The organism is Luteimonas rhizosphaerae (assembly GCF_002849595.1).
Classification (GTDB): domain Bacteria; phylum Pseudomonadota; class Gammaproteobacteria; order Xanthomonadales; family Xanthomonadaceae; genus Luteimonas; species Luteimonas cellulosilyticus.
Genome location: NZ_NRQR01000028.1, coordinates 117,037 through 130,875, shown reverse-complemented (window position 1 = coordinate 130,875; position 13,839 = coordinate 117,037). Strand labels below are relative to the sequence as shown.

The window sequence follows — 13,839 nt, the reverse complement described above, 5'->3', positions numbered from 1 at the left end:
TGGGGATGCGGGCAGGCGGGGACGGGTCACGCGGCGGACTCCAGGAACCGGTCGACGGCGGCGCGCGTCGGCATCGCGCCGAATGCGCCGTGCGTCTGGGTGGCGAGGGCGCCGCAGGCCGCGGCGAAGGCGAGCGTCGCGGCGAAGGCGTCGGCCTGGCGCGCGAAGCCGGGCAGTGCGTCGGCCGCGACGCCACGTGCGACCAGCGCGTGCAGCAGCCCGGCGACGAATGCGTCGCCGGCGCCGGTCGTGTCGCGCGCCGCGAGCGCATGCACGGGCTGCGTACCGTGGGCGTCGGCGGTGTACCAGCGCAGCGGCGCCGGTCCGTCGGTCACGACGACCAGACGTGCGCGCGCCGCGAACAGCCGGGCCAACGCAGCCGCCTCATCACCCGCCGAGACCGCCAGCCACGCCAGTTCCGACTGGCTGAGCTTGACCAGATCGGCCTCGGCCAGCGCCGGCCACACACCGGCAGCGACATCGGCAGCGGCGTCCCACAGGGCAGGGCGCAGGTTCAGATCCATGCTGACCAGCGCGCCGCGCGCACGGGCCTGGCGCATGCCGGCCTGCGTCGCCGATGCGGCAGGTTCGGCGGTCAGGCTGTTGGAGCACACGTGGAACGCCGCGCAGCCGTCGAAATCCGCGTCGCGGAAATCGGCCGGCGCGAACAGCAGGTCCGCGGCGGGCGGCCGGTAGAAACTGAAGCTGCGTTCGCCGTCGTCGGCCAGTTCGACGAAGGCCAGTGCGGTCTTCGCGGCCGACGTGCGGCGCACGCCTGCGGTGCCGACGCCGGCGGCCTGCAGTTCGCCGAGGATGAAGTCACCGAACAGCTCCTCGCCCAGCGTGCCGACGAAGCGCGCGTCGCCGCCCAGCCGTGCGGCGGCCACGGCGACATTCGCCGGTGCGCCGCCGGCATGCCGCAGGAACGCGCGGGGTGCCCCCGGTGCGGTGTCGGACGCGCCGAGGAAGTCGATCAGCGCTTCGCCGAAACAGACGATGGCGGTGCTCATCGAAACCTCCCGGCGCGCCCGTCCGGGGCGATCCGATGCGCGCGCGTTGCCGGCGTCGAGCGGCTCGCGCTGCAGAGGGAACACGGGCGCGCGCGTCGGTGCGCCCCGTCGGAATCGGGATCGAACATCAGGGTCATGGCCTCGTCGCCAGGAGGGGCGCCGCGCTGCTGTCGCGCACGGCGAGTTGGACGGGATGCACGACCCGCGACACGGGCGCGTCGGGGGCAGCGCTGCGCGCCAGCACCATCGCCGCCGCCTGACGGCCGCGCGCGCGCGGATCGGTCGCGACGGTCGTCAGTGCCGGCACGCTCGCCGCGGCTTCGGGAATGTCGTCGAAGCCGGTCACGGCGAGGTCGTGTCCGGCGCGCAGGCCGCGGCTGGCGAGGCCGAGCATCAGGCCCAGCGCGACGGCGTCGTTGTAGCAGACCGCGGCGGTCGGAGCCGGATCAACGGCGAGCAGCGCGCCGACCTGGGCCGCCGCCTGCAGGCGCGTCGGCGTGCATTCGACCCGCCAGCGGGGCTCCACGGCCAGCCCGGCCGCCGCCATCGCCCGGGTGTAGCCGTCGCGCCGTTGCCGGCACGAACTGGAACCCGCATGGCCGCCGAAGAAGGCGATGCGTCGATGGCCGCGCGCGACCAGGTGTTCGGTCGCGAGGCGTGCGCCGGCGACGTTGTCGGTGCCGAGGAAATCCCAGTCCGCGCCGTCGACCTGGCGGTTGAACAGCAGCAGCGGCGTGTGCAGGCCGACGGCCTGGCGCAGGTCGTCGCGCGCGGTGCCTTCGGCCGGCGACAGGATCAGCCCGGCCGGTCCGTGTTCGATCAGCGATGCGAGCACGGCGCTCTGCCGGGCCACGGATTCGCCAGTGCTGCCCAGCAGCATTACGCAGCCGGCATCCGCCAGCGCTTCGTCGACGCCCGCGGCGAACTCGGCGAAGAACGGGTTGGAGAGGTCGTTGACGACCAGGGCGACGCTGCTGGAAGTATTGCGGCGCAGGTTCGCGGCGGCGCGGTTGTAGACATAGCCCTGGCGCCGGATCTCGGCTTCCACCCGCGTCCGGGTCGCCGCGCCGACGACCGGACTGCCGCTCAGCACCAGCGAGACCGTCGCGCGCGAGACCGCGCAGGCCGTCGCGATGTCGGCAAGGGTGACGCGACGGGTGGCGGAACGCGACGAGGACATGCGACTTGAATCGATTGAAATCAGGCGGAATCGTGCCCGTTCGGGGGCTCATCGACAATCCTGCGCTGCAGCATGTGCGGCGCCGCGGCTGTGATAGCGTCGCATTTCAATCGATTGAACGGAGCGAGTTCATGCCTGCAGCGTCCCCGCGGATCCGCCGCCCGATGTCCGTGGCGCTGTGCGCACTCGCGCTGGCCTCGGCCTTGCCCTTTACCGGCCAGGCCGCGTCGCCGTCGGCGGCATATGCCGCGGCGGATCCGATGGTCGGCACCGGCGGGGAAGGACATACGTTCCCGGGCGCGACGGTGCCGTTCGGCATGATCCAGCTGAGTCCGGACACGCGCACCGCGCATTTCAAGCAGAGCTACGACTGGGCCGCCGGTTACCGCCATGGCGACCGCAGCATCGTCGGCTTCTCGCACACCCATTTCTCCGGCAGCGGGCACTCCGATCTCGGCGACGTGCTGCTGATGCCGATCGCGGGCGAGGTGCATCTGCGGCCGGGCGAGATCGACGCAAGCGGCCACAAGACCGGGCCGGGATATCGCTCCGCCTTCAGCCACGAGCGCGAGCAAGCGCAGCCGGGCTATTACGCGGTCTCGCTCGACGACTACGACATCCGCGCCGAACTGACGGTCAATCCGCGCGTCGGCCTGCACCGCTACACCTTCCCCAAGGACAAGCCCGCGCACGTGCTGCTGGACCTGCGCCACAGCATCTACGACTACGAGGGCAAGGTGCTGTGGTCGCGCATCCGCGTGCGTCCCGACGGCACCGTCACCGGCTTCCGTGAAACCCGCGGCTGGGCGCCGGGGCGCCAGCTGTTCTTCGCGATGCGTTTCTCGCAGGCACCGACCGCGCATGCGCTGCACGACCGCCAGGATCCGCCGAATGAATACAAGGGCTTCGCGACGCCGGGCAGCGGCGCTCCGGGCGAGCGCGCGCAGATCGAAGGCCGGGACCTGGCCGCCGTGTTCGACTTCGGCGATCTCGACGACGAGGCGCTGCTGGTCAAGGTCGCGATCTCGACGGTCAGCGAAGACGGCGCGATCGGCAATCTCGACGCCGACATGCCGGGCTGGGACTTCGACGCGACCCGCGCGCAGGCGCAGGCGACGTGGAGCGAAGCGCTGGGCGTCGTCGACATCGAGGCATCCGAGGACATGCGCCGCAATCTCTACACGGCGCTCTACCACTCGCTGCAGGCGCCGAGTCTGGCGATGGACGCCGACGGCCGTTACCGCGGCCCCGACAATGCCGTGCACCAGGCCGAAGGGTTCGCGTTCCACTCGACGTTCTCGCTGTGGGACACCTTCCGCGCGCTGCATCCGCTGCTGACCATCATCCAGCCCGAGCAGCGCAACGCGCACTTCGTCAGTTCGCTGCTCGCCGCGCGCGAGCACAGCCCCTACGGCATCCTGCCGGTGTGGTCGTTCCATGGTCTGGAGACGTGGTGCATGATCGGCTACCACGCGGTGCCGGTGATCTCCGACGCCATCGTCAAGGGCATCGGTGGCTTCTCGACCGAGCGCGCGCTCGAGGCGATGACCGCCAGCGCGGAGTACGCGCCCTACGACGGCCTCGGGCACTACATGGCGCTCGGCTACGTGCCGATCGACAAGGAAGGCGAGGGCGCGTCGAAGACGCTCGAATACGCTTACGACGACTGGGCGCTGAGCCGCGCGGCGCGCGTGCTGGGCGAGGACGCGATCGCCGAACGCTACGAGGCGCGCGCGCAGAACTACCGCAACATCTTCGATCCCGACACCGGGTTCTCGCGCGCCAAGAACAGCGACGGCAGCTTCCGTACGCCGTTCGATCCGAACGCATCGGGCTACGGCACCGACTACACCGAGGGCAACGCCTGGCAGTCGTCGTGGTTCGTGCCGCAGGACACCGCCGGCCTGATCGATTTGATGGGCGGCGACCAGGCGATGGTCGACCGGCTCGACGCCATCTTCGAGGCCGAGGTCGATCCGGCGATCTTCGCGCACATGGAGGACATCTCCGGTCTCATCGGCCACTACGCCCACGGCAACGAGCCCAGCCATCACGTCGCCTATCTGTACGCCTACGCCGGCCAGCCCTGGCGCACGCAGGAACGTCTGAAGCAGATCGTCGAGACCCAGTACAAGCCCACGCCCGACGGCCTGGTCGGCAACGACGACCTCGGCCAGATGTCGGCGTGGCTGGTGTTCACCGCGCTCGGGTTCTATCCGGTTGCGCCGGGCAGCAACGAATACGTGATCGGCCGGCCCTTCGTGGAATCGGCGACGCTGCACCTGCCGAACGGCAAGCGGTTCTCGATCGTCGTCGACGATCTCGACGATGCGCATCCCTACATCGGCGCCGTCACCCTCAACGGGGCGCCGCTAACCCGCGGCGTGCTGCAGCACGAGGCGCTGATGGCGGGTGGCGAGCTGCGGTTCCGCATGCAGGCCGAACCGGATCGCGAATGGGCGACCGCGCCGGACGCGCGACCGTTCTCGATGAGCCGCGCGGACAGCGAACGCAGCGACTGACTCGCGTCGGGCACTGGCGACCCGACCAGGTCGTCAGCGCCTGACGGCGGGCGAGCGCCCGCAGGCGAACCCCGGTCCGCGGCAAGGCTGCAGGCGCCGCGGATTCTGGTTCGATCGCCGAGACCCACGCGTCGCGTCACGCGCGTTCGATTTCGGGCACGCCGGGCGGCAACGACCTTGCCGCCATTGCCTCAGCCGAACACGCGTCCCGCGATCCGTAGCCCGGCGACCCACACGCCGACACTCGAACCGACATTGGTCAGCATGAAGTTGAGGATGGTTCGCGACACCCGGTTGCGGTACCAGCCGCGCAGCGTGCCGGCGTCGTCGCGCAGCGCGAGGAAATCGCCGTAGGCGGGCTGGCGGACGTGCGCTTCGACCAGTGCACTGAACAGGCCGGGCGAAATGCCGGGCGGGCGGATCGGCTTCAGCGGCGCCGCGATCGCCGCCGCGAGGATGCCGAGCGGATGGGCCAGCGCGAGCAGCGCACCCAGCGCGGCAAAGCCTGCGGTGATGACCACCCATTCGGTGACCAGCTGGCGTCCGAGTTCCGCGCCGCCCTGGTAATACCCCCACACGATCATCGCCAGGATCGCCAGCGTGATCAGGCTCATGACCCATTTCAGGCTTCTGCCGGCAGGCGCGTGTTCGAGGTCGGTCCGCGTGCGCTCGGGTGCCTGCGTGTCCTCGGCGAGATGCCGGGCGAGCCCGGCGAGATGACCCGCGCCGACCACGGCCAGCACCTCGCGCGCCGCGCCTGAGGTTTCGCGCAGGCGCGCGGCCATGTAGCGGTCGCGCTCGGTGATGACGGTGGCATAGAGCTGCGGGCTGGACTTGGCGAATTCGCCGAAGCTCGACTCCAGCATGTCGCCCTGCTTGAGATTCTCGATCTCGTCCTCGCCGAGCTCGTCGGACGCGAGCAGACCGCCGAGCAGGCTGCCCATCAGTTTCATGCGCCCGAAGAAACCCAGCTGGCGCGACGCGCGCTTGAACGTCAGCCCGACATCGCGGTCGATCAGCGCGACCGGCAGTCCGCGTTCGTTCGCCAGGGTGACCGCGCGCTTGAGTTCGGCGCCCGGCTCGATGCCGAGCTGCTCGGCGAGGCGGCGCTGGTAGGCGGCCAGCGCCAGGTTCGCGGCGAACAGTGCGACCCGGCCCTTGCGGATCACGTCGACCAGGTTGAGCTTGGCGAGCGCATCGGGATCGCTGATGGCCTGCAGCCGCTGCGCATCGAGCTCGACGGCGACGGCGTCGAACGCGCCGCTGTCGATCGCATCCTCGACCGCGTCGACGCTGATCTTCGAGACGTGCGCCGTGCCGAGCAGGGTGTAGCGGACCCCGTCGCGCTCCACGATCACGTGGGGCTGGGTCTGCCACAGGGAGGAAGCGGTCTCGGTCATCAGGTCATTCGTCATCGGGAGAGGTGTCGGCGCCGTGGCCGAGCGGGCGTTGCATCTGCAGCGTGTCCAGCCAGCGGCCGTGCTTGCGGCCGAGTCCGGGAAACACGCCGATGGTGCGGAAGCCGAGGCGCTCGTGCAGGCGCACCGAGGGGCCGTTCGCGGGTTCGCCGATCACCGACACCATCTGCCGGAACCCCAGCCGCGTGCAGTCGTCGATCAGGCGCTCCATGAGCAGGCGACCGATGCCGCGTCCGTGCAGCGGGTGCGCGACGTAGACGGTGCTCTCGACGGTCCAGCGATAGCCGATCCGCGTGCGATAGCCACCGGCATAGGCGTAGCCGCCGAACTGGCCGTCGACCTCGGCGACCAGATACGGATAGCCGGCGTCGCGCAGGGCGCGCCAGCGCCGCTGCATCTCGTCGCGATCGGGCGCGTCGTATTCGTAGGTCGCCACGCCGTCGCGGACCTCGCGGGCGTAGAGCGCGGTGATCGCGTCGAAGTCGCCTTCGACGGCGTCGCGGAGTCGGACGTCCATCGCCTCAGTCGATGTAGCGCTTGAGCAGGTCGCCATAGGCGTCGATGCGGCGGTCGCGCAGGAACGGCCAGATCCGGCGCACCTGTTCGCTCCTGCCAAGGTCGATCTCGCAGCTGAGGATCGTCGGATCCCCCGCGGCTTCGGCCAGGAATTCGCCCTGCGGCCCCAGCACGTGGCTGTTGCCCCAGAAATCGATGCCCGAAGCGCCGACCGGCGACGGTTCGTGGCCGACGCGGTTGCACGAGAGCACCGGCAGGCCGTTGGCGACCGCGTGGCCGCGATGGCTCAGAATCCACGCATCACGCTGGCGCTGCTTTTCCGCGGCGTCGTCGTCGGGATCCCAGCCGATCGCCGTCGGGTACAACAGCACGTCGGCGCCGGCCAGCGCCATCAGGCGCGCGGCTTCCGGATACCACTGGTCCCAGCACACCAGCAGGCCGAGCCGGCCGACCGAGGTATCGATGGGCTTGAAGCCGATGTCGCCCGGCGTGAAGTAGAACTTCTCGTAGAACCCCGGGTCGTCGGGAATGTGCATCTTGCGGTACTTGCCCGCGATGCTGCCGTCGGCATCGAAGACGACGCCGGTGTTGTGGTACAGCCCCGCGGCGCGGCGTTCGAACAGCGAACTGACCACGACGATCCTGTGCTGCTTCGCGAGGGCGGCCAGGCGCTCGGTGCTCGGGCCGGGAATCGGCTCGGCAAGATCGAACTCGTCGACCGATTCGTGCTGGCAGAAGTACGCGCCGTTGTGCAGTTCCTGCAACAGCACCAGCTTCGCGCCGCGTGCCGCGGCCTCGGCGACACGCGATTCGATGATCGACAGGTTGGCATCGGCGTTGCCGGCGCCCTGGTCGATGATGGCGCGCTCCTGGACGAGCGCGACGGGCAAGGTCTTGGTCTTCATGCGGAAAGTCTAATCCACGCAGGATGTATGCCCCGGGACGGGGATGCGGGCCGCGTCACGGTGCAGGGAATCGCGCCTGCGACGCTGCGCGACGCGCCACACGCGTGCCCGCTCTCAGACCAGCAGGCCGTCCGGCAGTTGCATCGTCAGGCAATGCAGGCTGCCGTTCTGCCAGATCAGGGGACGGCAGGGCACCTGCACGATCTCGCGGCCGGGGTGCGCCCGGGCGAGCACGGCCGCGGCCGCGTCGTCGGCCGGGTCGCCATAGGCCGGCATCAGCACGGCGCCGTTGACGATCAGGTAATTCGCGTAGCTCGCGGCGAGACGGCGGCCGTCGTCGAGTATCGGCTGCGGCCAGGGCAGCGGGAACAACCGGTAGGGCTGCCCGTCGCGTGTGCGCAGCGCGGCGATCTCGCCGGCCATCGCCTGCAGTTCGGCGTGGTGCGGATCGCCGGAGTCGTCGCAGGCCTGGAACACGATCGCGTCGTCCGGTGCAAACCGGGCGAGGGTGTCGATATGGGCGTCGGTGTCGTCGCCCTCGAGATAGCCGTGATCGAGCCACAGCACGCGATCCTGCGCCAGCCAGTCCGAGAGCTTCGTCGTCAGCGCGTCGCGGGTGGCTTCCGGGTGCCGCTCGTGCAGGCAGCGCCACGTGGTCAACAGCGTGCCGGCGCCGTCGGTCTCGATCGCGCCACCCTCGAGTGCGAAGTCGATCTCGCGCCGCTCGGCCGAGGCGACGAACAGGCCGTCGCCGTGCAGGCGCCCGACGAGGCGGTCGTCACGGCTCGCGTCGAACTTGCCGCCCCAGCCGGTGAACCGGAAATCGTTGAGCAGGAAGCCGGCGTCGCGGCGCAGCGAGATCGGTCCGGAATCGCGCAGCCAGGTGTCGTCGTACGCCGCCTCGACGAAGCGCACGCGCGCCATGTCGATGCGGTTCGACGCCAGGCGCACGAAGGCATAGCTCTGCACGTCCTCGTCCGGCACGCAGATGACGACCGTCTGGAACCGGGTGATCGCCGCGACGAGCGCGATGTAGGTGTCCTCGACCTCGCCCAGGCGCGCGGCCCAGTCGGTGTCTTCGGTCGGCCACGCGAGCAGGATCGCGGACTGGGGTTCCCATTCCGCGGGGAAGCGCAAAGCGGTATTCGTCATGGACTCAGCGAATGGCGGGCTTGGGTCCGACTTCGGACACGGCAGCCTGGTTGACGACGGTATCGATCACCTTGCTCTTCTCGAAGTACACGGTGAACGTCGGATAGACCCAACGGTGGATCGTCGGCCATTGGCGCTTCTGGCCGCCACGCGGATCCAGGCGCTGGGTCGGCGCGCCGTAGGTCGCCTCCACCTGGGCCATGCTCATGCCACGTGCCGGCGCGGCGACGTGTGCGGTCTGGCGGCTGCGATCGACCAGCAGCGTGTCGGCGGATGCCGGCGCGGCGCAGGCGAGCAGGGCGCCCGTGAGAACGGTGCCGATGAAGGCCGTGGCGAAGGAACGCGGCATGTCGAAGCTCCTGGCAGAGGATAGGGAAAGGCGGCTGCGCGGGCAGCACGCCCGCCGGGCATTATTTAACAGAAAACGCGTGCGTCGACGGCGCACGCCGATCCACCGCACCGGCACCTGCGCCCGGCCAAAGCAAAAGGCCGCATCGCTGCGGCCTTCGCTTCAACACCCGCGCCACGTTGCCGCGGCGGCGGTCCGGCGATGCTCAGCGCTGACGCGCCTTGAAACGCGGATTGGTCTTGCAGATCACGAAGACCTTGCCGCGACGACGCACGACCTTGCAATCGCGGTGGCGGGTCTTCGCCGACTTCAGGGAGGACAGGACCTTCATGACAAACCTCTGGGATGGGATAAAACGATCAAGCCGGCTATTCTAGCGGGTAAATTCTTCTCGATTCAAGCGCTTGGGTTCCGAACCGGAAACCGGCGCGCAACCCGGAGGTTGGGAATGGCGGCCGAAGTGCCCGTTTTGACGATCGACGGCCCGTCCGGGTCCGGCAAAGGCACGATCAGCCGCATGGTCGCCACGCATCTGGGCTGGCACTACCTCGATTCGGGCGCGCTCTACCGCGCGGTCGGCGTGGCCGCGGGCTGGGCGGACCTGGACCTCGACGATCCGGGCGCGCTGGTGCGCTGCACGTTCGACACGACGATCGGGTTCCGGGACAGCGACAGCGGCGAACTGCGGGTACTGGTCAACGGCAACGACGCGACCGACGAGCTGCGGACCGAGACCGCCGGCGCTGCCGCCTCGGCGATCGCCGCGATCCCGGAAGTCCGGGCCGCGCTCAAGGAACGTCAGCGCGCCTTCCGCCAGGCGCCGGGCCTGGTGGCCGACGGACGCGACATGGGTACCGTGATCTTCCCGGATGCCGGGTGGAAGGTGTTCCTGACGGCCAGTGCCGAGGAGCGTGCCGAGAGGCGCTATAAGCAGTTGAAGGACAAGGGGGTTTCGGTCACAATGGACGGTCTGCTGCGCGAGATCCTCGCGCGTGACGCCCGTGATGCCAAATCGATACCACCGGGCTGGGCATCCAGGCCGTCGTGGCGCAGGTGCTGGCATTGCTGCCCGCGCGGGACTGACGCGACCGGCCTTCCGGTCCCGGCGGCCTGCGGGGGTGGGGCGCCACGTTGTGGCAGACGTTGCATGTCGTAGTGCGTCAAGTCGTATCGCTCGTTCTCCATCCCCGTCCGTGGGCGCGCAGGCGTTCCCGTCCGGGTTCATCCACCTCAACACTCACGGCCCATGCAATCCCGCGACGGCCGATCAACGGGTGGACTGCAGGCTTCGCGGACGTTCCGCTGCCGACAGTCTGAGTCAACCAGGTAATCAACCAATGACCGAATCATTTGCAGAGCTGTTCGAAGCCAGTCAGACCAATCTGGCGAAGCTGAAGCCGGGCGCGATCGTCACCGGTGTCGTCGTGCAGGTCCGCACCGACGTCGTCGTGATCAACGCCGGCTTGAAGTCCGAAGGCATCGTGCCGATCGAACAGTTCCGTAACGACGCCGGCGAGATCGACGTCGCGGAAGGCGACACCGTCAAGGTGGCGCTGGACTCGCTCGAGAACGGCTTCGGCGAAACCGTGCTGTCGCGCGAGAAGGCCAAGCGCGCCATGGTGTGGGACGAGCTCGAGGAAGCGCTCGAGAAGAACGAAACGATCACCGGTCGCATCAGCGGCAAGGTCAAGGGCGGCTTCACCGTCGACATCAAGGACGTCCGCGCCTTCCTGCCGGGCTCGCTGGTCGACGTGCGTCCGGTCCGCGACCCGGTGTACCTCGAGGGCAAGGAACTCGAGTTCAAGCTGATCAAGCTGGACCGCAAGCGCAACAACGTCGTCGTCTCGCGCCGCGCAGTCGTCGAGAGCGAGCACTCGGAAGAGCGCGAGCAGCTGATGGAGAAGCTGGTCGAGGGCGCGGTGCTGAAGGGCGTCGTCAAGAACCTGACCGATTACGGCGCGTTCGTGGACCTCGGCGGCATCGACGGCCTGCTGCACATCACCGACATGGCTTGGAAGCGCGTGCGCCATCCGTCCGAAGTCGTGGAAGTGGGCGCAGAGCTCGACGTCCGCGTGCTGAAGTACGACCGCGAGCGCAACCGCGTGTCGCTCGGCCTGAAGCAGCTTGGCGAGGATCCGTGGGACAACATCGCCCGCCGTTACCCGTCCAACACGCGCGTGTTCGGCAAGGTCTCCAACGTCACCGATTACGGCGCGTTCGTCGAAATCGAGCCGGGCGTCGAAGGCCTGGTGCACGTGTCCGAGATGGACTGGACCAACAAGAACGTCAACCCGTCCAAGGTCGTGCAGGTCGGTGCCGACGTCGAAGTGAGGGTGCTGGACGTCGACGAGGAGCGTCGCCGCATCTCGCTCGGCATCAAGCAGGTCACGTCGAATCCGTGGGAAACCTTCGCCGCCATCTACAAGAAGGGCGACAAGGTCGACGGCCAGATCAAGTCGATCACCGACTTCGGCATCTTCATCGGCCTGGACGGCGGTATCGACGGCCTGATCCATCTGTCGGACATCACCTGGAACTCGACCGGCGAAGACGTGGCCCGCAACTTCAAGAAGGGCGACACGCTGGAAGCCATCGTGCTGGCCGTCGATCCGGAGCGCGAGCGCATCTCGCTCGGCGTCAAGCAGCTCGAGCAGGATCCGCTCGGCCAGTTCATGGCCGGCAATCCGCGCGGCTCCAAGGTCAGCGGTACGGTCAAGGAAGTCGATGCCAAGGGCGCCCTGATCGATCTGGGTGACGGCGTGGAAGGCTATGTGCAGGCGCGTGACATCAGCGACGAGCGCATCGACGACGCCAGCCAGCATCTGAAGGTCGGCCAGGAGATCGAGGCCAAGTACTTCGGCATGGACCGCAAGACCCGTTCGCTGCAGTTGTCGATCAAGGCGAAGGACGAGGCCGAGACGGCCGAGAGCCTGGCCGAGTACAACAAGGCGGCGTCGGCGGCTTCGGAAGCGTCGAGCGGCACCACCAAGCTGGGCGCGCTGCTGCGCGAGCAGCTGGGCAACAAGTCCGAGTAATTGCGATCGGCGCCGGCCCGGGACTGTCCCGGGTCGGCGCTTCGCGTCTGCACGATTGACACATGACGAAGTCGGAACTCATCGAACTGCTGACCCAGCGTCAGGCGCACCTCAAAGGCGAGGATGTGGACCTGGCGGTGAAGGCCATGCTCGAAATGATGGGCGGCGCGCTGGCAGGTGGCGACCGCATCGAAGTCCGGGGGTTCGGCAGCTTCTCGCTGCATTTTCGTCCGCCGCGGACCGGCCGCAATCCCAAGACGGGCGATGCCGTCGCGTTGCCGGGCAAGCATGTGCCGCACTTCAAGCCGGGCAAGGAGCTGCGCGATCGCGTCAGCAATGTCCAGCCGCTTCCTGCCGAGGACTGATCCGGCGCATTGCCGGATGAGATCCCACCCTATTCTGTCGTCGCGCCCGAGATCCGGCGCGCCGCAACTCCGAACGGTTTAGGATCGCCCTTGATCCGACAGCTGCCGCGGTCGCCGCTACAAAGGCGCCTGCCGCATGCATCCCCGGGTGCCTGCGAACGTGGCCAGGCCGCTTTCTTGATGGAGCGTGATGCATGGCGTTTGTGACCGAATGGTTCTGGTTCTTCCTGCTGCTTCCCGTCGCGGCCCTGACCGGCTGGGTGATCGGGCGGCGGGGGGGCGAGCGCCACAGCGATACCCAGGTCAGTCGCCTGTCGACGACCTATTTCCGGGGCCTGAACTACCTGCTCAACGAGCAGCCGGACAAGGCGATCGAGCTGTTCCTGCACATCGCCGAACTCGACAAGGACACCTTCGAGACCCAGGTCGCCCTGGGTCATCTGTTCCGTCGCCGCGGTGAGGTGGATCGCGCGATCCGGCTGCACCAGGGGCTGGTGCAGCGCACCGATCTGACCGATCCGCAGAAGGTGCAGGCACTGCTCGCACTCGGCGAGGACTACATGAAGTCCGGACTCCTGGACCGCGCCGAGACGGTGTTCACCGATCTGGCGCAGATCGACCAGCGCGCGCCGCAGGCGCTCCGGCACCTGATCGGCATCTACCAGGCCGAACGGGACTGGCAAAAGGCGATCGAGAACGCGATGCGCTACGAGACCGTGACCGGCGAGCCGATGGGCAAGCTGATCGCGCAGTTCGAATGCGAGCTGGCCGACCGCCTGCGTTCCGCCGGAGACGCCGACGCCGCGCGCGCTGCGGTGACGCGCGCCTACGCGGCCGATTCGGGATCGGTGCGTGCCGGCATCCTCGAAGGCCGCATCGAGATCGATGCCGGCAATGATCCCGCTGCGATCCGGGCGTTCGAACGCGCTGCGCGCCACGATCCCGATTTCCTCCCGGAAATCCTCGGCCCGCTGCTCGCGGCCTACGAGCGGGTCGGCGATACCCCGGGCGCCCGCAACTTCCTGTCGCAAATGACCGAGCACTACGCCGGTGTCGCGCCGGTGCTGGCCCTGACCCGACTCGTCGAACAGGACGAGGGCGTGCGCGCCGCGCGGACCTACCTGGCGCGGCAGCTCAAGGACCGCCCTTCGGTCCGCGGCGAGGCAGCCCTCATCGACCTCACATTGGCCGACGGCGTCGACCACGTCGGCACGCTGCAGGAGCTGCGGCTGATCACCGAGCAGCTGCTGGTGCGCAACCCGAGCTATCGCTGCAAGCAGTGCGGATTCGGTGCCCGCAGCCATCACTGGCAATGCCCAAGCTGCAAGGAGTGGGGCACCATCAAGCCGCTGCTGAACTACGCCGTCGTCTGACGTGGCGCAGGTTC

12 protein-coding genes and 1 pseudogene are annotated in these 13,839 nt (G+C 68.7%); 5 read left to right on the top strand and 8 right to left on the bottom strand.

Annotated features, from left to right (window positions below; genetic code table 11):
- Positions 1-26 precede the first annotated feature (26 nt).
- The gene (locus CJ022_RS16405) at positions 27-1,010 is read right to left on the bottom strand and encodes a carbohydrate kinase family protein (RefSeq protein WP_101927746.1); all 984 of its coding nucleotides are present in this window, start codon (positions 1,008-1,010) and stop codon (positions 27-29) included.
- Between the two features lie 133 nt (positions 1,011-1,143).
- The gene (locus CJ022_RS16400; RefSeq protein ID WP_101927702.1) at positions 1,144-2,205 is read right to left on the bottom strand and encodes a LacI family DNA-binding transcriptional regulator; all 1,062 of its coding nucleotides are present in this window, start codon (positions 2,203-2,205) and stop codon (positions 1,144-1,146) included.
- A 116-nt stretch (positions 2,206-2,321) separates the two neighbouring features.
- On the opposite strand from CJ022_RS16400, the gene CJ022_RS16395 reads away from it, so the two are divergent.
- Positions 2,322-4,712: a GH92 family glycosyl hydrolase gene (locus CJ022_RS16395; RefSeq protein WP_233198851.1), complete on the top strand. Its 2,391-nt coding sequence runs from the start codon at positions 2,322-2,324 to the stop codon at positions 4,710-4,712.
- A gap of 191 nt (positions 4,713-4,903) precedes the next feature.
- Here the strand turns inward: CJ022_RS16395 and CJ022_RS16390 are convergent, their stop codons facing one another.
- From CJ022_RS16390 to ykgO, 6 genes are all read right to left on the bottom strand, one after another.
- Positions 4,904-6,112 (bottom strand): TraB/GumN family protein, encoded by a 1,209-nt coding sequence (locus CJ022_RS16390; protein ID WP_199171579.1) that lies wholly within the window; start codon positions 6,110-6,112, stop codon positions 4,904-4,906.
- A 4-nt stretch (positions 6,113-6,116) separates the two neighbouring features.
- A complete protein-coding gene (locus tag CJ022_RS16385) occupies positions 6,117-6,647 on the bottom strand; it encodes a GNAT family N-acetyltransferase (RefSeq protein ID WP_101927699.1) in 531 nt (176 codons plus the stop codon).
- 4 nt (positions 6,648-6,651) lie between these two features.
- Positions 6,652-7,551, bottom strand: coding sequence for a carbon-nitrogen hydrolase (locus CJ022_RS16380; protein WP_101927698.1), 900 nt, complete (start codon positions 7,549-7,551; stop codon positions 6,652-6,654).
- A 114-nt stretch (positions 7,552-7,665) separates the two neighbouring features.
- A complete protein-coding gene (locus tag CJ022_RS16375; RefSeq protein WP_101927697.1) occupies positions 7,666-8,703 on the bottom strand; it encodes an agmatine deiminase family protein in 1,038 nt (345 codons plus the stop codon).
- Between the two features lie 4 nt (positions 8,704-8,707).
- Positions 8,708-9,052: a hypothetical protein gene (locus CJ022_RS16370; RefSeq protein ID WP_101927696.1), complete on the bottom strand. Its 345-nt coding sequence runs from the start codon at positions 9,050-9,052 to the stop codon at positions 8,708-8,710.
- Positions 9,053-9,257: 205 nt separating this feature from the next.
- On the bottom strand, positions 9,258-9,383 hold the full coding sequence (gene ykgO / locus CJ022_RS16365) for a type B 50S ribosomal protein L36 (protein ID WP_101927695.1): 126 nt from the start codon (positions 9,381-9,383) through the stop codon (positions 9,258-9,260).
- Between the two features lie 117 nt (positions 9,384-9,500).
- Here ykgO and cmk point away from each other — a divergent pair.
- The 4 genes and pseudogenes from cmk (at position 9,501) to lapB (ending at position 13,825) form a co-directional block, all read left to right on the top strand.
- Positions 9,501-10,135, top strand: a pseudogene (gene cmk / locus CJ022_RS16360) ((d)CMP kinase).
- A 254-nt stretch (positions 10,136-10,389) separates the two neighbouring features.
- Positions 10,390-12,087 carry a 30S ribosomal protein S1 gene (gene rpsA, locus CJ022_RS16355; RefSeq protein ID WP_101927694.1) on the top strand — a complete coding sequence of 566 codons (1,698 nt, stop codon included), beginning with the start codon at positions 10,390-10,392 and terminating at the stop codon, positions 12,085-12,087.
- A gap of 62 nt (positions 12,088-12,149) precedes the next feature.
- On the top strand, positions 12,150-12,452 hold the full coding sequence (locus tag CJ022_RS16350; RefSeq protein WP_101927693.1) for an integration host factor subunit beta: 303 nt from the start codon (positions 12,150-12,152) through the stop codon (positions 12,450-12,452).
- A gap of 194 nt (positions 12,453-12,646) precedes the next feature.
- Positions 12,647-13,825 (top strand): lipopolysaccharide assembly protein LapB, encoded by a 1,179-nt coding sequence (gene lapB, locus CJ022_RS16345; RefSeq protein WP_101927692.1) that lies wholly within the window; start codon positions 12,647-12,649, stop codon positions 13,823-13,825.
- Positions 13,826-13,839: the final 14 nt, after the last annotated feature.